This window comes from Metabacillus litoralis, assembly GCF_020524045.1.
Taxonomy (GTDB): Bacteria; Bacillota; Bacilli; order Bacillales; family Bacillaceae; genus Metabacillus; species Metabacillus litoralis_C.
Window position 1 is genome coordinate 151,297 of sequence record NZ_JAIVKL010000001.1, and the last position, 19,967, is coordinate 171,263.

Annotated in this window: 17 protein-coding genes; 2 read left to right on the top strand and 15 right to left on the bottom strand. The window is 31.9% G+C overall.

Annotated features, from left to right (window positions below):
- Positions 1 to 20: 20 nt before the first annotated feature.
- Positions 21 to 635, top strand: coding sequence for a nicotinate (nicotinamide) nucleotide adenylyltransferase (gene nadD / locus LC076_RS00785; RefSeq protein ID WP_226665414.1), 615 nt, complete (start codon positions 21 to 23; stop codon positions 633 to 635).
- A 12-nt stretch (positions 636 to 647) separates the two neighbouring features.
- A complete protein-coding gene (gene nadE / locus LC076_RS00790) occupies positions 648 to 1,466 on the top strand; it encodes an ammonia-dependent NAD(+) synthetase (RefSeq protein ID WP_226665416.1) in 819 nt (272 codons plus the stop codon).
- A gap of 274 nt (positions 1,467 to 1,740) precedes the next feature.
- Here nadE and LC076_RS00795 read toward each other — a convergent pair whose 3' ends face one another.
- The 15 genes from LC076_RS00795 to LC076_RS00865 all read right to left on the bottom strand — a co-directional run bounded on the left by LC076_RS00795 (position 1,741) and on the right by LC076_RS00865 (position 19,816).
- Positions 1,741 to 3,603, bottom strand: a complete 1,863-nt coding sequence (locus tag LC076_RS00795; protein WP_226665418.1) for an ABC transporter permease — start codon at positions 3,601 to 3,603, stop codon at positions 1,741 to 1,743.
- A complete protein-coding gene (locus LC076_RS00800; protein WP_226665420.1) occupies positions 3,578 to 4,342 on the bottom strand; it encodes an ABC transporter ATP-binding protein in 765 nt (254 codons plus the stop codon). The genes LC076_RS00795 and LC076_RS00800 overlap by 26 nt, the downstream gene beginning before the upstream one ends.
- A 94-nt stretch (positions 4,343 to 4,436) precedes the next feature.
- Complete coding sequence (locus LC076_RS00805; RefSeq protein WP_226665421.1) at positions 4,437 to 5,438, bottom strand: sensor histidine kinase; 1,002 nt, start codon at positions 5,436 to 5,438, stop codon at positions 4,437 to 4,439.
- Entirely contained in the window at positions 5,435 to 6,142 is a 708-nt protein-coding gene (locus tag LC076_RS00810) for a response regulator transcription factor (protein ID WP_226665423.1), read from the bottom strand. The genes LC076_RS00805 and LC076_RS00810 overlap by 4 nt, the downstream gene beginning before the upstream one ends.
- A gap of 571 nt (positions 6,143 to 6,713) precedes the next feature.
- Positions 6,714 to 8,204 (bottom strand): UxaA family hydrolase, encoded by a 1,491-nt coding sequence (locus tag LC076_RS00815; RefSeq protein ID WP_226665425.1) that lies wholly within the window; start codon positions 8,202 to 8,204, stop codon positions 6,714 to 6,716.
- Complete coding sequence (locus LC076_RS00820) at positions 8,188 to 9,672, bottom strand: tagaturonate reductase (RefSeq protein WP_226665426.1); 1,485 nt, start codon at positions 9,670 to 9,672, stop codon at positions 8,188 to 8,190. Before LC076_RS00820 ends, LC076_RS00815 begins: the two co-directional genes overlap by 17 nt.
- A gap of 52 nt (positions 9,673 to 9,724) precedes the next feature.
- Entirely contained in the window at positions 9,725 to 10,735 is a 1,011-nt protein-coding gene (locus tag LC076_RS00825) for a LacI family DNA-binding transcriptional regulator (RefSeq protein ID WP_226665427.1), read from the bottom strand.
- A gap of 38 nt (positions 10,736 to 10,773) precedes the next feature.
- On the bottom strand, positions 10,774 to 12,204 hold the full coding sequence (gene uxaC / locus LC076_RS00830) for a glucuronate isomerase (protein WP_226665428.1): 1,431 nt from the start codon (positions 12,202 to 12,204) through the stop codon (positions 10,774 to 10,776).
- 247 nt (positions 12,205 to 12,451) lie between these two features.
- Entirely contained in the window at positions 12,452 to 12,898 is a 447-nt protein-coding gene (locus LC076_RS00835) for a pentapeptide repeat-containing protein (RefSeq protein WP_226665429.1), read from the bottom strand.
- Positions 12,899 to 13,027: 129 nt separating this feature from the next.
- Positions 13,028 to 13,171, bottom strand: a complete 144-nt coding sequence (locus tag LC076_RS00840) for a hypothetical protein (protein WP_226665431.1) — start codon at positions 13,169 to 13,171, stop codon at positions 13,028 to 13,030.
- Positions 13,172 to 13,323: 152 nt separating this feature from the next.
- Positions 13,324 to 13,959 carry a 2OG-Fe(II) oxygenase gene (locus LC076_RS00845; protein WP_226666145.1) on the bottom strand — a complete coding sequence of 212 codons (636 nt, stop codon included), beginning with the start codon at positions 13,957 to 13,959 and terminating at the stop codon, positions 13,324 to 13,326.
- Between the two features lie 364 nt (positions 13,960 to 14,323).
- Positions 14,324 to 15,262, bottom strand: coding sequence for a magnesium transporter CorA family protein (locus LC076_RS00850; RefSeq protein WP_226665432.1), 939 nt, complete (start codon positions 15,260 to 15,262; stop codon positions 14,324 to 14,326).
- A 762-nt stretch (positions 15,263 to 16,024) separates the two neighbouring features.
- Entirely contained in the window at positions 16,025 to 16,921 is an 897-nt protein-coding gene (locus LC076_RS00855) for a GNAT family N-acetyltransferase (RefSeq protein ID WP_226665434.1), read from the bottom strand.
- A gap of 216 nt (positions 16,922 to 17,137) precedes the next feature.
- Positions 17,138 to 18,460 (bottom strand): TrkH family potassium uptake protein, encoded by a 1,323-nt coding sequence (locus LC076_RS00860; RefSeq protein ID WP_226665437.1) that lies wholly within the window; start codon positions 18,458 to 18,460, stop codon positions 17,138 to 17,140.
- Between the two features lie 375 nt (positions 18,461 to 18,835).
- Positions 18,836 to 19,816, bottom strand: coding sequence for an NAD(P)H-quinone oxidoreductase (locus tag LC076_RS00865; RefSeq protein ID WP_226665439.1), 981 nt, complete (start codon positions 19,814 to 19,816; stop codon positions 18,836 to 18,838).
- Between the last annotated feature and the right edge of the window lie 151 nt (positions 19,817 to 19,967).

Here is a 19,967-nt window from a genome sequence, read left to right on the forward strand (position 1 = left end):
GATGTTTCTGGAGGGTATATATGGGTAAAATTGGTATTTATGGTTCTTCCTTTGATCCTGTTACAAATGTTCATCTTTGGACAGCAAATACAATCTTACACCGCTGCAATCTAGACAAAATTATCTTTCTCCCCTGCTCAAGTAAACGAAGAGACAAGGAGATGCAAACAGATGATCAACATCGATGGAATATGCTTCAATTAGCGATCGATAGCAATGAACATTTTGAAGCTAATGCATATGAAATGAATCAAAATGCATGGAAGATAACAACCTATGAAACATTAAAGCATTTTAAAAATAAGTATAAAGATGATAGTATTTATTTCATAATGGGTGCTGATCTATTAATTGATATTGGTAAAGGAAAATGGGGAAATGGTGACCTATTAGTAAAGGAAAACCAATTTATTGTGATGGCTAGAAATGATATTAATATGCTTAGAGCAATTAGTAGTTCACCTATTTTAAGAAATAACGATGACGGAGAAACCTTTCATTTACTAGATAAAGGCTTAGCCATGGAAATTAGTTCTTCTTATATAAGAGATGAATTTTCACTAGGTGGAGATCCGCGGTACCTATTACCAGAAACGTGTTACCAATATATTAAAAAGAACTCACTATATCAGTAGGAGGAACTTAAGATGAATTTACAAAATCAAATCATGTCTGACTTACATGTGAAAGATACAATTAATCCTAAAGAAGAAGTTCGAGCACGTATTACATTTTTAAAAGATTATGTTAAAAAGACGAATGCAAAAGGATTGGTTTTGGGTATAAGTGGTGGTCAAGACTCTTCTCTAGCAGGACGTCTTGCTCAATTAGCTGTCGAGGAATTACGAACTGAAGGGTATACTGCAACATTTACTGCAGTTAGACTACCATATGGTATACAAAAAGATGAAGATGACGCTCAGTTAGCCCTGTCTTTTATCCAACCAGATGAAAGCATTGCTTTTGATATTTCTAATACAGTTGACACTTTTGCTAGTAGCTATAATGATACAACAAATGAAGCACTTACAGATTTTAATAAAGGAAATGTAAAAGCTCGAGTACGAATGATTACTCAATATGCAATTGGAGGTCAAAATGGGTTATTAGTGATTGGCACAGATCATGCAGCAGAAGCTGTAACAGGATTTTTCACGAAATACGGAGATGGCGGAGCAGATCTTCTTCCACTAACAGGCTTAACAAAGCGTCAAGGAAAAAGTTTACTTCAAGAACTTCAAGCACCTGAACGTTTATACTTAAAAATACCAACAGCTGATTTGCTTGACAACACACCACTTCAAGCAGACGAAACTGAGCTTGGTATTACTTATGATGAATTAGATGATTATTTAGAGGGTAAAGATGTAACAAAAGACATTGCTGAAAAAATTGAAAAACGCTATATTATGAGCCAACACAAACGAGAAATTCCAGCTTCTATGTATGATAACTGGTGGAAATAAGATAAATCATATGATCAGTAGATAAAGCTTTAGCTATATCAGACAAGGCATCATGCTAATAGTAATTGAAGTTGCTCTTTACTTTCATATAAAACTATACACAATAAAATACAAATTATTATTTTTCATATCCCATAACAAAGCAAAGAGGCTGAGTAAATATACCGCCTCTTTGCTTTGTTAAACTGCCTACAATGATTTAAATGTTGAAACAAAATTTCACTCCAAATGTGTCCAAGCATTAGCATCAAGAAGGATATACTTGTAAATCATTCTATTGAACAGCAGCTATGATTTGTTTTGAATAGAAAAAACGTACGATAAAATAATAGACAATTTGTATCATGCAGAAAACACCAAGTACAAAAACTGATTCTCTAAACAAATTAAAGGAGAAAAAGTGTGATAATGCCGTTAAAGCAACAGCACCATGAATAAGTGCTACAATAATTGGTGCAAAAAATAGAATGGCTGTTTGCTTTGTTAGCACTTTTTTTAGTTCTTTTTCGCTTAATCCCATTTTTGCAATAGATTTAAATTTTTGTTTATCCTCATCTAAATCCATGTATAAACGGAAATATAGAAAACTTCCAGCTGAGATAAAAAACACAATTCCAATAAATAACCCCACAAACAAAATAGGTGCATATGACTTATTTAATTGATAAACATCATATTCAACAGAAGTGAATTCATAAGGTTCTAACTCCTGTTGTAATTTTTCAGAAGCTTTGATCACATTTTCCTTTCCTGATGTCACTTGCCACGCTTGATAATATACTTCATCAGCAGGCTGTGTTGTAATCTGTTTGAAATCTTCATCTGAAACAACATAATAAGGATCTGTTGAAGGTAGTGCTCTAGAATAAATAACTTCATTTGATTTTAAAATATCTCCTGAATTCAACTTTACTGACTCATTTCTTTTTATGTTCATTTGCCCAAAAGAAAACCCTTCAAATTCAACAGTAACCATTTGTCCCCTATGAAGATTAATGACTTCTTCGTCAATTAATTTTGCAAAATCGTTATAATCCGATTGCTTTGCAATGAAGATTTTTTCTCCTTCTACTTCAAAATAACTTAACATCATTTGTGCTTCTGTAGCCTGAATATTTTCCTCTTGTAAAGTTTTGTTAATCATCGCTACTTCTTGTTCGGCATTTTGACCTCGATAAGTAATCGAATTAGGATTTGTTATCTTTGTTCCTGAGGTAGACCATGTTTGAAACCCGAATAAAGTTCCAATCGCACAAAATGCAATCGTTGAAACGATTGAGACCATAAAGAACGTTCGTGCATTATCTTTCATTCGAAAAGAAAGATCTGAAAACAAAAGCATATTTGTTTTATACCAGAAAAAAGATTCTTTCTTTTTTAACCTTCCAATGATAAAAACACTTAATTGAGTAAACATAAGATACGTTCCGGCAATGACTAACAAGATAACCGGGACCATTACCGTAATTACTGCAATCCCTTTTGCCATCAATGCAACCGTATAACCTACACTTAGTAAAACAACAGCACTCATTGTTAAAAAGAGATTTGCTTTTGGTTCACCTTTGGATTTCTTGTTACCTTTAATTAGATCAATTAGTTTTTTACTTCTTAAAACATAAGAAACAAAAAGAGAGATAAAGAAAAATAGCACAATAAAAGAAACAAATGACAGTACTATGGCCTGAATCGGAAGATAAAAATGGAGTTGATCATCAATAATTAGTACATTTTCTGCTAATAGCAAAATTCCTTTTGCAAAAACTAAGCCAAGCAATATCCCACCAAACGTAGAGAAAAATCCAATTAACATATTTTCCAAAAATACCATCAAACGAATTTGTTTCGATGTCATTCCTTGTATCATCAATAAGCCAAACTCTTTTTTCCGAGACTGTAAAAAAGAGCTCATCGAATATAAAATAAAGAAGAAAGAAAAAACATAGATAATCCATGCTGAAATATACATGCCACTTGTGACATTACCATTCATTTCATCTCCGCTTAATACTGGATGAAAGGCAAAAATAGCAAATGTGAAAAATACCATAACTGTAAACATGCTACTAAGGAAATAAGCTGCATAAAGTCTTTTATTACGAGTGACATTATTAAACGCGAATTGACGAAAGGTCATGTGCGTCCCCTCCCAATAAAGAAAGTGTATCAATTATTTTTTGGAAAAAGGCTTGACGATTGTTCCCACGATGAATTTCCGAATAAAACTTCCCATCACGAATAAAAACAACACGATTACAAAAGCTCGCTGCTTGTGGATCATGAGTAACTAGCATCATTGTTGTTCGTTCTTTTTGATTTAGATATTCCAGCATTTCCATAACATCCTTAGAAGATTTCGAATCAAGATTACCTGTTGGTTCATCGGCTAATAACAGCTTAGGATGATGAATCATTGCTCTAGCAACTGCTGCTCTTTGCGCTTGCCCACCGGATATTTCATATGTGCGCTTATTCATAATTTCTGAAATGCCAAGCATCATAGAAATTTCACGTGCTTTTTCTTTCATTTCTCCTACTTTTTTTCCTTCTAGTGTTAAAGGAAGGACAATGTTTTCTTCAACAGTTAGTGTATGAAGTAGATTGAAATCTTGAAAAACAAACCCCAATTCTCTACGACGAAATTTAGCCAATTCATCCTTTTTTAACTGATGGGGATTTTTTTCATTAATAAGAATTTTACCTGTTGTAGGTTCATCAATCGTTGCAATCAAATTCAGAAGGGTAGTTTTTCCACTTCCAGAAGGCCCCATTATCCCAACAAATTCACCAGTCTCAATGGTTAAGTCAATATCTGTTAATGCACGGTATGTGACTTTACCTTCATAAATTTTACTAACTTGGTTTACATATAACATCACAAGATCTCCTCGATTCCTCAATTTCGTTTAATCTGTGATTAGTATATCTCTTCTTTTGATCCGTAAACTATCGATTCATCTTTCACTATTCTTACAACGATGTAAGGTTTTGAGTTTGTGAGAAAATTAATCTAAAAGTTGTACCTTCTCCAACTTCAGAATCAAATTCAATGGTATGTCCCAGATGATCTACAGCTTCCTTTACTAAATAAAGTCCGACCCCTGTAGATTCTCTAAATTCACGACCATTCTCTCCTGTAAAAAATGGTGAAAAAACACGTTTTTTATCTGTATCAGGAATACCTACACCAAAGTCAGTGACTTCTAGTACTGCTTCACCTGCTTGTTCAAAAATACAAATCACGATACTACTGTTTTGACCAGACGAATACTTAACAGCATTATTTATCAATTGAGAAAGGATAAAAAACAACCACTTTTCATCAGTTTCAACGGTAATTCCAACTTTTTCTACTTCTAGCTTAGGATATACTTGATTTCTAATAAAAAATCGTTTATTTTCACCATTCACTTCATGAACAACTTTAGACAACTCAACAGGCTTAATCGAAAAATCCTGTTCTATTGATCTAAGACGCGCCATATACAGTACTGTATTTAACCCATTTTTCATTTTTTCCGTTTCTTCACGAATATTGGATGAATCTGGTTCATCTAGCATTTGTGCAGTAAGCTCAATAACTGAAAGTGGGGTCTTCATTTGATGAACCCATTGATTCATAAACGTATTGTGCTGCAATTGCTGATTCTCTAAGGTTTTGATTTGATGTTGGTACAACTTGTATTGATCTTTTAGCAACGAATCAAGTGCCTCAGATATAGGAGTTTGCTCTGTTTTTTGGAAGGAATCATCAAGTGTTTCTAATGGCTTACTTAATCGTTTATAGAACTTACGGCGACTATTAAAAAAATAACAAAGATAACATGCAAGGAAGAAAATTCCGAGAAAAACCGAGTAAAGACCTGGTCGAATCGAACGATACCCATCAAGCCAATAGATCGAGAACATAACAGAAAATTGGATGAATTGAACAATAATTAATAATAAGTGCTCTTTCAAAAATAATTTCATGATCTCTTCACCCTTGACCAAGAAAGGTTAAGTCTGTATCCTACACCTCTAACTGTTTCAACAGCATCTTTAATACCCAGTTCAAGAAACTTTTTTCTTACTCTTGTAATATTTACATTAAGTGTATTTTCATCTACATATGTTTGTTCATCCCATAACTTAACAAGTAAATCTTCTCGTCCAGCAACACGAGGATAGCGCTCCATCAAACTTTCAATTATATCTGCCTCTTTTTTTGAAAGTGTAACAATTTGATTGTTCATCAGTAGTTCTAATCTTTCAATAAATAGCTTTAGTCCTTCTTTTTCTAAAATCCTCTCTTCTACTACTACAGCATATTCTCCATAAGCTCTTCGAAGCTGACTTCGTATTTTTGCCATAACAACTTCAATATAAAAAGGCTTTGTTATAAAATCATCAGCTCCGTTTTCCAAAGCCATCACTTGATCCATTTCTCCAACTCTTGCTGAAAGAAAGATTACAGGACAGATCGACTCTTTGCGGATTTGTCTACACCAATAGTAGCCATCAAAACTTGGAAGATTAATATCTAATAAAACTAGGTCGGGTGAATGTTTGTGAAAATCATCCATAACAGCATTAAAATCCTTAACTAGTGTCACATTATATCCGTATTTATGTATATAAGATTGTAAATGCTCAGCAATTTTTGGATCATCTTCAACAATCATAATGTTTTGCATGTTCTCACTCCTTTTTCCAAGAACATTATGTCACAAAAACTAGGGAATTTACATAGAAATTGTAACGAACACATTTTTTCTATCTTTATATAACCTTCGAGTAGTTTTATTCGATGTAACTAAAAAATGGGAATAACGATAAATTAATCCATATTTATCACCTCCCTTGCTTCAAGAAATAATTGTATATGAAAACAATAACATTAAAATTAAGGATTTTATCGTAAACTATATTGTTTTTAGACGCCTATTTGAAACCTCTCTGTATAAAGTTTAGTGGCATTTTTTCTTTTAAATAAGTACCGATTATACGATAAAAAGCTCTTTATAGCAGATAATTAAGGAAATTAGCAACAACTTTTTAGAAAAGAGTCCTAATTAATAATCTTTTGATGTTTATTTGATATTTTTAGAAATTCATTAGTTTACATAATATAATTATCACTTTCTTTGTAATAAACCTTATTTAACTACCCTTTATTTCGCACTACTGGCGTTCTAACATACACAATCAAATAAACAGTTCACATATTATGTAATCAAAAAAAGACAGAAAAATCTGCCTTTATTCTCATAGCGTAACACCCGTTTTAAAAATTGCAATTTCACGGAAATTATTTTTCTCATGATTCACTAACTCTCCACTTGCAACCTGTATAATGTAACTGAGGAAATTCTCCAATAACGCCTCTGGTTCTTGATCTTCGATAATCGTTCCTGCGTTAAAATCAATCCAGTGTGGCTTTGTTTCATAAATCTCTGTATTTGTTGATATTTTCATCGTTGGAACAAATGTACCTAAAGGTGTACCACGTCCTGTTGTAAACAAGACAAGCTGACAACCTGAAGCAGCTAAAGCAGTTGATGCGACTAAATCATTTCCAGGTGCACTTAAAAGATTCAACCCCTTTTTTTGTAGAACTTCACCATATTTCAGCACATCTATCACTGAAGCTACTCCAGCTTTTTGGGTACAACCTAGAGATTTATCCTCAAGCGTTGTAATACCACCAGCTTTATTACCAGGTGAAGGATTTTCATAAACAGGTTGATTATGATTTTGAAAATATTGTTTAAATTCATTAATCATAACTACAATTTTTTTAAACACCTCTTCATTTTCAGCACGTTCCATTAATATTTTCTCAGCACCAAACATTTCCGGAACCTCAGTTAAAACAGTAGTTGCATTTTGAGCAATTAAATAGTCTGATAGTTTTCCCAATAATGGATTAGCTGTAATCCCAGAAAAACCGTCAGATCCTCCACATTTTAATCCGATTTTCAACTCAGATAATGAAACATCCTCTCGTTTATCATCCTTAGATGTTTCATAAATCGAACGCAAAAGTTTTACACCTTCATCAATTTCATTTGAAACCTCTTGTGATCGTAAAAACTTGATTCTTTTCTCATTAATAAATCCTAGTGATTCTTTAAATTCATCAATATCATTATTTTCACAACCTAAACCTAACACCAATACTCCACCAGCATTAGGATGCTTTACTACATTCCCTAAAATTGTTCGTGTGTTCAAATGATCATCGCCAAGCTGTGAGCAACCATAATTATGTTTTAACACTTGAATAGAATCAAAAGGTAAAGACTCTCCTACTTGATTTTTAAATTCTTGAATAATTTGATCAGCTATGCCATTTACACAGCCAACCGTTGGTACAATCCAAAGCTCATTACGTATACCTACCTGACCATTTTCTCTTCGATACCCCTTAAAAGTTAAACTTTCTTTTCCGTAAATCGATCCTAGCTTATTTGGAATATATTCATATGTTTCGACACCTGATAGATTTGTTTTCATATTATGAGAATGAACCCAAGAACCGCTCTTAATCTCTTCTATAGCATGACCAATAGGAAAACCATATTTTATTATATTTTCTTCCATATTAATATTAGTTAATGAAAACTTATGCCCCTTAGGAATGTCTTGTATTAAATCAACTGTTTGATCACCAACTTTGATAGTAGACCCTTCATCAAGCTTACGAATAGCAATGGCAACATTATCATGATCATTAATTTTAATAAATGTTATCATTAACTTCACCCTTTACAATAGAAAGTTGTTGTAAAGCTTCGACAATCCCTAATTGATTGATGTTTATTACATGCTTTGTAACAGTGTTGGTCATGTTTTGTATTTTAGTTAAATCTATGCCCCAGAGAGATTTCTTTGATAATATGCAATTAACCAACTTTCGAATTTCCTCTTCACTGCCATCACAGGTAGCCCACAGCTTGTGAAATAAGGATAAAATTTCCTGATTTTCTACAAGCTTTATCTTTTCTCCCCCACGTTGACCACGGTAAAAATAAATCAAAGAACTTAGTGAGAAGACAATACCATCAGGAAGTTTCTCATATTTCTTTTCATAATCGAGAAGAGTTGGTAATAATCTTGTTTTAAATTTCGATACGGAATTTAACGATATACTTGATAAGTAATGATGAATAAATGGATTTTTAAAACGATCCATCACATCATTTGCATACTGAGTCAGCTCTTCTTTTGGTAAATTCATACTTGGTATCATTTCATGATCAATTACTGCCTGTATATAATCTTTTACGATATCCGCTGTCACTGCTTCACTTACAGTATTTAAGTTTGCTAAATAAGCTACAGGTGTCATTAATGTATGTGCACCATTTAATATTCTTACTTTCCTTAAGCGGTAAGTTCGTAAATCTTTCACGACAAGAACATTTAACCCTATCTTATGAGCTGGAAATTCTTCCTTCAAAAATTCAGGTCCTTCGATAACAAACAAATGGTATTGTTCACCTACAACAATTAGCTGATCAATATAGCCTAATTCCGCAGTTTTTTCTTCTATACTATCTTTTGGAAAACCAGGTACAATTCTGTCAACTAATGTATTGCAAAAAGTATTTGCCTCGGTAATCCACTCAATAAATCCTTCACCTAACCTCCAATTTTTAGCATACTTTTCAATAATAGATTTTAATTTTATCCCGTTATCTTCAATTAATTCACATGGAAGAATAATAAATCCCTTTGAGATATCACCTTTAAAGTGTTTATATCTTTCATATAAAAAAGCTGTTAGTTTTCCTGGAAAACTTTTTTGTGGTCGATCTTCAAGCTGATCATCCTCGGAATATGTGATTCCAGCTTCTGTTGTATTTGAAATAATAAAACGCAAATCAGGGTTTCTTGCAGCGTTTATATATTCTTCATATTTATCTATAATGTTAATACCACGACTTATTGATTGGATAACCTCTCGTTCATTAACTGGTTGATTGTTTCTCATTCCTTGTAAATATAATGTGTACAAACCTTCTTGGTCATTGATTAAATTCACAGCACCATTTTCAGTAGACTGAACAACAACAACACGACCGTTAAACAAACCTTTCTTATTCATTTCATGTATCTGCCAATCACAAAATGCACGCAAAAAGTTTCCAGTACCAAATTGAAGAACTCTTTCCGGGAACTCCTGATCAACACCTAACAACGACTTCGACAATTTCTCCACGATATCCCTCCATTTGCACACGTTAACATTTCGTTTAGGGGTCAGACCCCTATCAATACTTTTTCACTTTACCAACCGTTTGACGATTCATTAATTCTGTTGGCAAGGATAGTAATTCTGATGTTTTCACTTTGTCATCCTCTAATAATTTTAAAAGTCGTTTTGCACCCACTTGGCTTATTTGTTCAATTGGCCTTTTAACTGTGGTGAGTGCTGGAGTTGTATATTTTGAAAATCCAATATCATCAAAACCAATAATTGAAAAGTCTTCCGGTACAGATAATCCAGCTTCAGTAATTGCCTTCATCGCACCAATAGCCATTTCATCATTTGAACAAAAGACTGCAGTTGGTCGAGTAGGTAATGACAATAAATCAACCATAGCTTCGTATCCACTTTCTATATCATAATTTCCCTTTACAATGTATCCCTGTGAAATCGTTAATTTATTGTCTATCAACGCATTTAAATAGCCATCTTTACGTTCTAAAGTCGATCGAAAATGTGAAGTCCCTTCAATAATTGCAATCCTTTGATGTCCATATTGAATAAGTAAATTGACTGCCTCATACGAACCTTCTCGATCATTCGATAAAATATTTATAATCGATTGATCTTCAACATGTCTATTTAATATAACCAGTGGAATTTCTTGCTTTATTACATGATAAATAAAAGTATTATCCACATCACTTTGACTCATGACGATCATTCCATCAAATCTTTTACGTGTAATAAAACTGTAGTCGTTTAAATCTTCAATTCCTTTTATAATTAAACTATATTTTTCATCAATCACCTTGTTAACACCTTTTATTGTTTCAGCAAGAAAACTAGAAGACGTTCCTTCTGTTAAACTAGTTAAAAACAAACCGATTGTATATGATTTTTTCAGAACTAAACTTCTTGCATTTACATCAGGAGTGTAGTTTAACTGCTCGGCAATTTCTTTTATTCTTCGTTTTGTGTTTTCTTTAATTAACGGACTATTGTTTAAAGCCCTTGAAACAGTTGTATGTGAAACATTTGCTATTTTTGCAATATCCTTAATTGTCACTACCACCGATAAAACCTACCTTTAACACTATTTAAGCTGAAATATCATATCTTGTTATCCAGCTTCAAGACTGAATTAAATTGAAAATATTCTCTGGCGTTGCCATAAGATATTCTCTGGACAATCTCTCCTAATGTATCCAAATCATTAGGTACCTCCCCGTTTTCTACCCATTCACTAATGAGCTGACATACTAGTCTTCTAAAATATTCATGTCTTGTAAAAGAAAGAAAACTTCTCGAGTCAGTTAACATCCCAATAAATTGACTAAATAAACCAATACTTGCAAGTGTTTTCATTTGATCTAGCATACCTTTTTTTTGATCATTAAACCACCATGCTGTTCCAAATTGCATTTTGCCGCGAACTCCTCCACCTTGGAAACTTCCTATCATGCTTGCTAGTATCGAATGATCTCTAGGATTTAAAGAATATAAAATCGTCTTTGGTAACTTATCTTCCTTTTCTAATGCATCAAGAAATTTGCATAAAGGTTTTGCAATTAGATCATCATTCATACAATCGTACCCAGTGTCAGGCCCAAGTTCTGCTAGCATTCTCGTATTATTATTTCTCAGTGCGTTAATATGTAGCTGCATAGCCCAGCCTAACTCAGCATATTTCTCACCTAGAAAAACGAGTGTGAAAGATTTATATTTAGCTTCATCCTCTTGACATATTCTTTCACCTTTTAACGCTCTTTTAAAGATATCATCAACTTCATTAAGGGTAGCTTCAGAAAACATCATCGTATCTATCGCATGATCTGAAACCCTTCCACCTAATTCATGAAAAAACTCGATTCTAGATTCAAGAGCTTCAAGCAACTCTTGATAATTCTCTATCTTAATATTCGTTATTGAAGAAAGCTTTTCTATCCAAAAACCAAATGTTTCCTTATTTAATTCTAGGGCTTTATCAGGACGAAAACTAGGCAATACACTTACATTAAAAGTAGTATCTTCTGATAATTTTTGATGATATTCCAATGAATCTATAGGATCATCTGTTGTACAAATAACTTCAACTTTTGATTTTTTTATTAGTTCTCTAACCGTAAAATCCGAATTAGCTAATTTTTCATTTACTTTTTCCCATATCATTGGTGCAGTTTTTTCATTTAAAATGTCATAAATACCAAAATACCGTTGAAGTTCTAAATGTGTCCAATTATACAGTGGGTTTCCAATAGTCATAGGTACAGTTTTTGCCCATGAAATGAATTTTTCATAATCACTTGCATTTCCGGTAATGTACTTCTCTTCGATACCGTTTGCTCTCATAGCTCTCCATTTATAATGATCACCATATAACCATGCTTCTGTTATGTTTTTAAACTGTTTATTTTCATAGATCTCCTTAGGACTAAGGTGACAGTGATAATCAATAATCGGCATGTTTTTAGCATATTGGTGATAAAGTGTTTCAGCTACCCCATTTGTTAAAAGAAAATTTTCTCCCATAAAAGAACTCATTATTGTTCCTCCCTTTGTAATACCTTTTGATTAATGCACACGTTAACATTTCATCTTAATCATAAAATAACAATTCTGAATAATCAATGCATTTTGTTAAATTTGACTAACATTAATTATAGTCGTCGTTTTATACCTTATAAACCAATTTTCAAAGAAAATAACATTTGAATATGATTCCTATTAAAATCCAAACGTTACTTTTGATTTATTTCGTTTGTTATAATTCTTAAATAGCTTCACTTATTTACGAGTTAACTCTTTTCAATAATTCTTCAATTAAAACACCATTAATTTTCAAACCACTGATATCACAATCTTCAATTTCTAAATTCGACAAATTACAATTTTTGATTTGCCCTTTTGTCAAATCACAATTTTCAAAACGAATAGATTTATATTGACCCTCTGGATGATAATTCGCTTCTCCCTCTTCAGGAAAAACTACATGGTGAAATTCTGTGCCATACATATAAACATGATCAATTAAAGCATGTGTTAAGTTTGCATGTTGAATTTTAGCTCCTGATAAATTAACATCGTTGAAGACGATATCTCTCATATTAACATTATTAATTTTCGTATTTGCTAAACTAACATTGTCTATCGATAGACCTTCAGCATTTACTTCTTTCCATGTAGAACCTGAAATATCCGCCATCTGTAAGTTATGCTTTTGAACTTTTAATCCCATACAGAATCCCCCCTTTAATTTTCCATTAATCTCAAACACATAAAGGTATTCTACAGAAATTTTAAAAACCCTTCTTATTATATGTAAATTTTTGTTAATTTTTATTATAATCTTTTTTAGGGATATACCTTAATGTGAATCAATATTACCTTCAAACAATCTAGGCTCATTTTTAACATCATTTGGTTTTTCCCAATTTGTTATTAAGATGTTCATAATAACAAATAGAACAACAATTACCCATACCCACCATTTAGACATAATTTTCTTCATTTTAATTTTCACCCTAACTTAATAAAGATAATGTAATTAATACTATCAATTAAAATCTTTTTCTTATCTTATGTAATTCCCCTAGTGGAAATTAAAAAATGAGAAACATTGTTGATGTTTCTCATTCAAACATAGTTAATTAAACTACCATTTTATTTTACAACTTTTCTCCGCATCCACTGTGTTGCAGCCCACTTATCTCCAAGTAATACAGGTGCCCCACCATGTAAGGTTAGCTCATTTAAGGTTTGGTCATTATAGAAATACTCAAAATATACAGCCATACCTTTTTTGGCAGATACTGAAAAATTAAGTTTAGGAAAAAATGTTTCTCCGCCTGACTCTACATCATTTAAATACATGACAAGTGTACTTATTCTAGGATTTTTCACTATATTGTTGGAAGAATTAAAAAAGTCAAAATGTGCTTTATACTCCTGACCAATTTTATAATTTAAAATTTGTAGACCTTCACCATGTTCATATGGCAAACACATAATTTGGGATAATCTTTTTTCAATCCGTGTTACAGTGTCACTTTCACCTTCTTGAAAAAACATACTGCTACTTGTTCGGAGTTCTTCCTCGTTACGCGAATGTCCAATTTTGGATCGTTGTATTCTATCTTTTGACAAATTAATTAGCTCATCACACTCTTGATCGCTTAATACATTCCCTAAAACAACAATTAATGGCTCTTCTATTTTAGCAATAATCAAAACTTCTCTATCTTCTGTTATTATTTTATTACCTCGATGATTAAATATAGTTTGTTCTTTATCAAACATTGTCAACTTTCATCAACCTCTTCAAATGATATTATTTAGATTTCAGAATAGCTTAATACTTTTAAAAAAAGTTAATATACTTAGGTTGATTGGTTCCAATATAAAGAATCATGTAACATTTCTTTATTGGTTTGAGTTCCTCCTTTATTTCAATAAAAATGTTGTACTACTGATTTTTTTAATTTTACACCTACCATTGAAAGATGACTACTATTTTTAGAAGTATAGGCTCTGTTAAACTTTGTTGTTGATTTCAGTAAGGGACTGCAGAGCAAAGGAACGAACTAGTTTTCCAAACATAATTTATTAATAGAAACATTAATATTTTGAATATTTAGGTGTATTCGTCTTTATGACTTCTGAATTAAAAAAATCTTTTTCTCCAAAAAACAATGGCAGTAATGCTCGACAGTAGGAAAGAAATTGAAATTGCTACAAGAAATGAATGACTATATTCTTGATATGGAATAGATACGTTCATACCATAAAAACTTGCAACCATTGTTGGTAAAGAAAGAATAATAGTAAATGAAGTTAAAAATTTCATCACAATATTCACGTTATTTGAGATGATCGAAGCAAATGCATCCATCATTCCACTTAAAATCGAAGTATGTGTTTCTGCCATTTCAATGGCCTGCTGGTTCTCGATAATTACATCTTCTAACAATTCTTGATCATCTTCATACATTTTAAGGTAGTTACTTTTTAACATTTTTTGCATAACAATATTATTAGATTTTAAAGAAGTGGTAAAATAAACGAGACTTTTTTGTAAATTCAATAGAGAAAAGAGTTCTTTGTTTCTCATTGATTGATGAAGCTCTTTTTCAATTTTATCTATTTTTTTACTAATTTGTTTTAAATATTTTAGATATGATGTAGACATTAAATAAAGAATTTGAAAGGCGAATCTTGTCCGTTTATATGTGTGGAAATTCTTTATTTTACCTTCTGAAAAAGAATGAAAAATAGGATTATCTTTTAAACATACCGTAACAAAACAGTTTTTAGCTATTATTATTCCAAGTGGAATTGTGTCATACATTGCATGATCATTTTCATCAACAGATAATAAAGGTATATTTACAATGATTAAAATATGTTCCCCATCTTTTTCAATTCTTGAACGTTCTTCTTCATCTAGTGGATCTTTTAAAAACTCTATAGGAATATCTAATTCTCTCGATATTTTTTGAATTTCTTGCTCATTTGGTGAAATTAAATTGATCCAGCAACCATTTGAAATTTGATTTGTTTCTTTTAGCTTTCCTTCTTCGTTTGAGACTAAAATATTTAACATACTATACCTCCTCTATTTGGAGGAAGTCAAAAAAAACGCCATAAAAAAAGTGAACTTTCACTTGCATTCATACTCTTGAAAAATGACTCCTCATTGACTCCCCTATTTGCCGAATCGGGTTCTGGTTCATTACTGTAATAACTACTCATGAAAATTCAACTCCTTTTTATTAAATCTTTCTAAGTCTTTTTTATTGTACTTTAGTTTTTACATTTTGTAACTGATAGAAAGAAAATTGTTCTACTTACATATAAAAAATCTATTTTATTTTCATCGTACTTCTATCTTTTTTTTCTAATTTGTCTACTTGGGAGATAAGGAATCCGTTGTCGGACTAATTTGCATATTCATTTCTAATCCCACATCACGAAATAAAATAAATTCTCAGTTCTTTAAAATTTTCTTAGCCTTTTTAGTCACCTCATCGAAACGGTACAACTATTCATAAAGATATTTTAGTAATTTATTATGCAAATTCGACAAAATATCCATTTCTAAGCAATCAGTAAAATGTTTAAACTAATTGATATGGCAAAGATTACTTTTTTTCTTACTCATTTTTTTCTCCTGATATAAAAGGGATAAAGTAAAGCTCAAGGCGTTTGTTCATCTTTTGGCTAGGACGATGAGCAAGACTCTAGAAATATGTAAAGATCCTTAATCAATTAAAATACTTAATATCTAAAAAAAAACGATACGCAAAAAAGGACCATCAATGATAAAATGCTCCTTTTCAGAATAACATTTTCAGTTGTAGATAATTTACTTTTTACTCATTTTATAATAATCCATCGTAGATGTTACAACAAATCCACAAGATTTGTAGAGATCTAATGCATGTTCATTTTCCACAGCAACTTGTAGCATAATTTCATTTACTTGCTTTTCTTTTAATAGATCAATAGCTTTTAGTAAGATTTCTTTACCAAAACCTCTTCTTCGGAAATTCGGAAGAACTCCTAGCCCGAAGATCCCGCCGATACCATCACTAACACCCACTTGCACTTTGCCAACAACAGTCTGTTCCACTTCTGCTAAATAAATATCTACACCTCTCTTTGCTTCATCTTCCGGAAGAACCAAATCCAAACTCTCTATGCTTTGATTAAAATAAATTGAGTTTTGTTCTGCGATATCTTTTGCATCTTTATTTGTTGCTTTCCTAAATGTTATTTCAGCTATTCTATCTAAATTAAACTTTGGTTCACCTCTCAAAAACATTTCATACTCAGAATTATCATATTGAGCACTTGTTTGTTTAATAAATTCATATCCTGAGCGCGAGGTGTGATCGTTCAATAAAAGCATATCCTTTGTTTTTCTTTTGTTCCATTCATCTTCAACTAAAGAGAATAAACTTTTGAAAACACCTTTCCTCCGATATTCTGGATGAACCATTCCATTCACTTCCAACGCTTCTCCACTAAATTGACATATACCAAGATATCCGATAAGTAATTCTTCATTATAATACATAAATTCATTGATCTTGAAGTCTTCGCTTTCATTCTCTCTTCCTAATTTATAATCAAGTTCTAACTTTAATGTAACATTCTCTTTCTCTATACAAGACTTCATTAGCTTTTTAATCTCTAAATAATCTTGTTTATTTAAATACCCTTTTAATTTAATACTTGGATTTTGAATTTCTACCATCATTTTGTTATTCCCCTTTTTAATTTGTTCCTTTTACAATCGAAAAAGGCGTAGTATATTCTATACCAAAAAAAGAACAAATAGAAGTTAATTCTGATAAATAGAGCTTTTGAAGGATTTCTTCCAATCTACTAATTGTAGATTATTTTCACAATTCTTTTATAAGGTAAAATATGATTAGTATGTGATATAGTATGACTTAATATATTTAACTCATTATCAACCTGTAAGTATGTCTTCAGATGGATACTTAACTTTAGATTTTTTAGGTTGTGTTAAAGAGAAAGCCAATGTGAGTGGCCCTAACTTTCCTATAAACATCATGAAGATGATAACAAATTTCCCAATCATTGATAAAGATTCAGTCAGACCAATAGATAAACCGACTGTACCAAATGCAGAGACAACTTCAAATAATACACTTAAAAAAGAGCTGTTTTCTGTTATATTTAAAATAAACACAGCTAATATAATGACAATAAAGCCAATTGTCGATATCGCAAGTGATCGAAGAACAAACTCAAGCTTTATGGATCTATTTCTAACCACGATGTCTTCTTTTCCCTTTAAAAAAGCTAGAACAGAGAAAACAATAACCATAAACGTAGTTAACTTGATTCCCCCTCCAGTAGACGCACTACCAGCACCGATAAACATCATTAATAAAAATAAAAATATCGTAGATTCATTGAAACTTGCAATATCTAACGTATTAAAACCAGCAGTTCTAGGAGTTACAGCCTGAAAATAGGCCCCCCATAGTTTATCTCCTAATGAAGTTAATCCACCTAATGTTTTAGGATTTCCATATTCCAAAACAAAAATGAGAAACATTGCAAAGATATTAAACGCTATTGTTCCTATTATCATCATTTTCGAATGTAGACTAAGCTTCTTAAATTTTTTCTTTTCCCACAAATCTGCTAAAACTGTAAAACCTATTCCTCCAATAATAAAAAGGAATGTGATAACAATATTGATAATTGGATCTCCTTTAAACTTCATCAAACTATCAGACCAAAGTGAAAATCCTGCGTTATTAAAAGCTGATACAGAATGAAAAAAACTTACATACATTCCTTTTCCTAATCCATATTCTGGTACCCAAGTTATTGCTAAAAAAAACGTCGCAATCAATTCAATCGTTATCGAAAAAATAAAAATTTTTTTAATTAATTTTATTACCCCACCAAAAGAAGTTTGATTTAAAGCATGTTGGACTACTATACGTTCTTTTAATCCTATCTTCTTTCCTATTATCTTGTAAATCATAACCGCAAAAGACATGATTCCTAATCCACCGAACTGAATTAAGGTGATAATAATGATTTCACCGAACAATGTGTATGCTTTTGCTGTATCAACGACAACAAGTCCTGTTACAGTCATTGCTGATGTAGCTGTAAACATTGCATCAAGCCAACTGACAGGTGTTGTTGTTGCAAAAGGTAACTTAAGTGCAATTGTGCCGAGAGAGATAAACACAACGAACACCCAAACAAGTAATTGAGACGGATTAAGCTTTGGATCTTTATACTTCAACTTAAACACCTTCTCTTTCAACTCTTTTTATCTATCAATCATCTTAAAGTAATTCCTTTCAAATTATTAAACTATAAAAAGCCCTGTTAAACTTTGTTATTGATTTACGTTACAGGCATTCGCTTTCCCGAGAAAAAAGTATCTTTTTTCCTAGGGAAGAATAATGAAAAAGCCTTACTCCCGGCTTTTTCAAAGGGCAATTCTTCCTAGGTCGGGAGCCTCCTCGGAGCAAGCGTCTGTGGGGTCTCCTTTTGACACGCTTCTCCTTCAGGAATCTCATGTCTTCCACTCCAATCAATAAAGTGATAATAATCAACATTAAGCTCTAACATAGCCAACTAAATAATAAACAAATGCCAGAGGATTTAATACTTCTTATTCATTAATACTCAAGACTATTTTTCCTATATTTTTATTTGCTTCCATATGTTCGTGTGCTTCTTTAATTTTTTCTAATGGAAATACATGATCAATGATAGGTTTTATTTCTTCACTCTTAAATAATGGAATAACTTTTTGTTCAAATTCTTTTGTTAGTTGTCTTTTATACTCATCGCTTCTTGGAGTTAATAATGTTCCTTTCAAAGAAATTCTTTTCATTAATAAATGCATTAGATTTACTTTATCTATCTCAGCACCACCTAAAATACCAATTAACACCCAACGACCATCTGTGTTAATACTTCTTAAGTTTTTCTCCCAAAACGAAGCGCCAATAAAATCTAAGATCAAGTCAACACCTTTCCCATCAGTAACCTTTAATACCTCCTCATCAAATAATTGTTCTTTATAATTAATACATACATCTGCTCCTATTGATTGACAAAATATTAATTTATCAGTTGACCCTGCCGTTGCTAGTACCTTAGCATTCGTCATCTTTTTTACTAATTGAATAGCTGCCGTTCCTACACCACTTCCACCAGCATGTATAAGAACAGTATCAGTATCTGTTAGTTCTCCTAACCAAAATAAAGTTTGGTAAGCTGTTAAAAAAACTTCAGGAACTGCTGCAGCTTCGTTAAAAGATAGATTATCGGGTATAACTATCGCTCGATCAGCAGGAATTGTGACATACTCTGCATATCCACCTCCATTTACAAGCCCCATTACACGAGTTCCAACTTCTATTTTTGTTTCATTTGTCGTTTCTACCACTTCCCCAGATACTTCTATTCCTAAAATCGGACTTGATAAGTAACCAGATTTCCCTTCACGTGCTATAATATCTGATCGATTTACCGCAGCTGATTTTACTTTTACTAATAATTCACCCTTTTGTAAAATAGGTTTAGGATAATTACCTATTTTCAATTGATCAACTCCACCGGGGCGTTCTACTAAAATGGCTTTCATATTAAAACTCCTTTTCCTATTTAAAAAAATCTACTTTTTACGTTTAATTCATTTTTCACAACAACCACTCGTCATGATTAGCGACTAACTCTGTATTTTTATCTTAAACTTATCTGCATTTCTTAATGGTAAAGCTATTTATTTGCAAACT

Excerpts from the sequence above, each read along its gene's own strand:
- nadD (WP_226665414.1), top strand. The coding sequence starts at position 21 with ATGGGTAAAATTGGTATTTATGGTTCTTCCTTTGATCCTGTTACAAAT.
- nadE (WP_226665416.1), top strand. The coding sequence starts at position 648 with ATGAATTTACAAAATCAAATCATGTCTGACTTACATGTGAAAGATACA.
- LC076_RS00795 (WP_226665418.1), bottom strand. The coding sequence starts at position 3,603 with ATGACCTTTCGTCAATTCGCGTTTAATAATGTCACTCGTAATAAAAGA.
- LC076_RS00800 (WP_226665420.1), bottom strand. The coding sequence starts at position 4,342 with ATGTTATATGTAAACCAAGTTAGTAAAATTTATGAAGGTAAAGTCACA.
- LC076_RS00805 (WP_226665421.1), bottom strand. The coding sequence starts at position 5,438 with ATGAAATTATTTTTGAAAGAGCACTTATTATTAATTATTGTTCAATTC.
- LC076_RS00810 (WP_226665423.1), bottom strand. The coding sequence starts at position 6,142 with ATGCAAAACATTATGATTGTTGAAGATGATCCAAAAATTGCTGAGCAT.
- LC076_RS00815 (WP_226665425.1), bottom strand. The coding sequence starts at position 8,204 with ATGATAACATTTATTAAAATTAATGATCATGATAATGTTGCCATTGCT.
- uxaC (WP_226665428.1), bottom strand. The coding sequence starts at position 12,204 with ATGAGTTCTTTTATGGGAGAAAATTTTCTTTTAACAAATGGGGTAGCT.
- LC076_RS00835 (WP_226665429.1), bottom strand. The coding sequence starts at position 12,898 with ATGGGATTAAAAGTTCAAAAGCATAACTTACAGATGGCGGATATTTCA.
- LC076_RS00840 (WP_226665431.1), bottom strand. The coding sequence starts at position 13,171 with ATGAAGAAAATTATGTCTAAATGGTGGGTATGGGTAATTGTTGTTCTA.
- LC076_RS00845 (WP_226666145.1), bottom strand. The coding sequence starts at position 13,959 with ATGTTTGATAAAGAACAAACTATATTTAATCATCGAGGTAATAAAATA.
- LC076_RS00850 (WP_226665432.1), bottom strand. The coding sequence starts at position 15,262 with ATGTTAAATATTTTAGTCTCAAACGAAGAAGGAAAGCTAAAAGAAACA.
- LC076_RS00855 (WP_226665434.1), bottom strand. The coding sequence starts at position 16,921 with ATGATGGTAGAAATTCAAAATCCAAGTATTAAATTAAAAGGGTATTTA.
- LC076_RS00865 (WP_226665439.1), bottom strand. The coding sequence starts at position 19,816 with ATGAAAGCCATTTTAGTAGAACGCCCCGGTGGAGTTGATCAATTGAAA.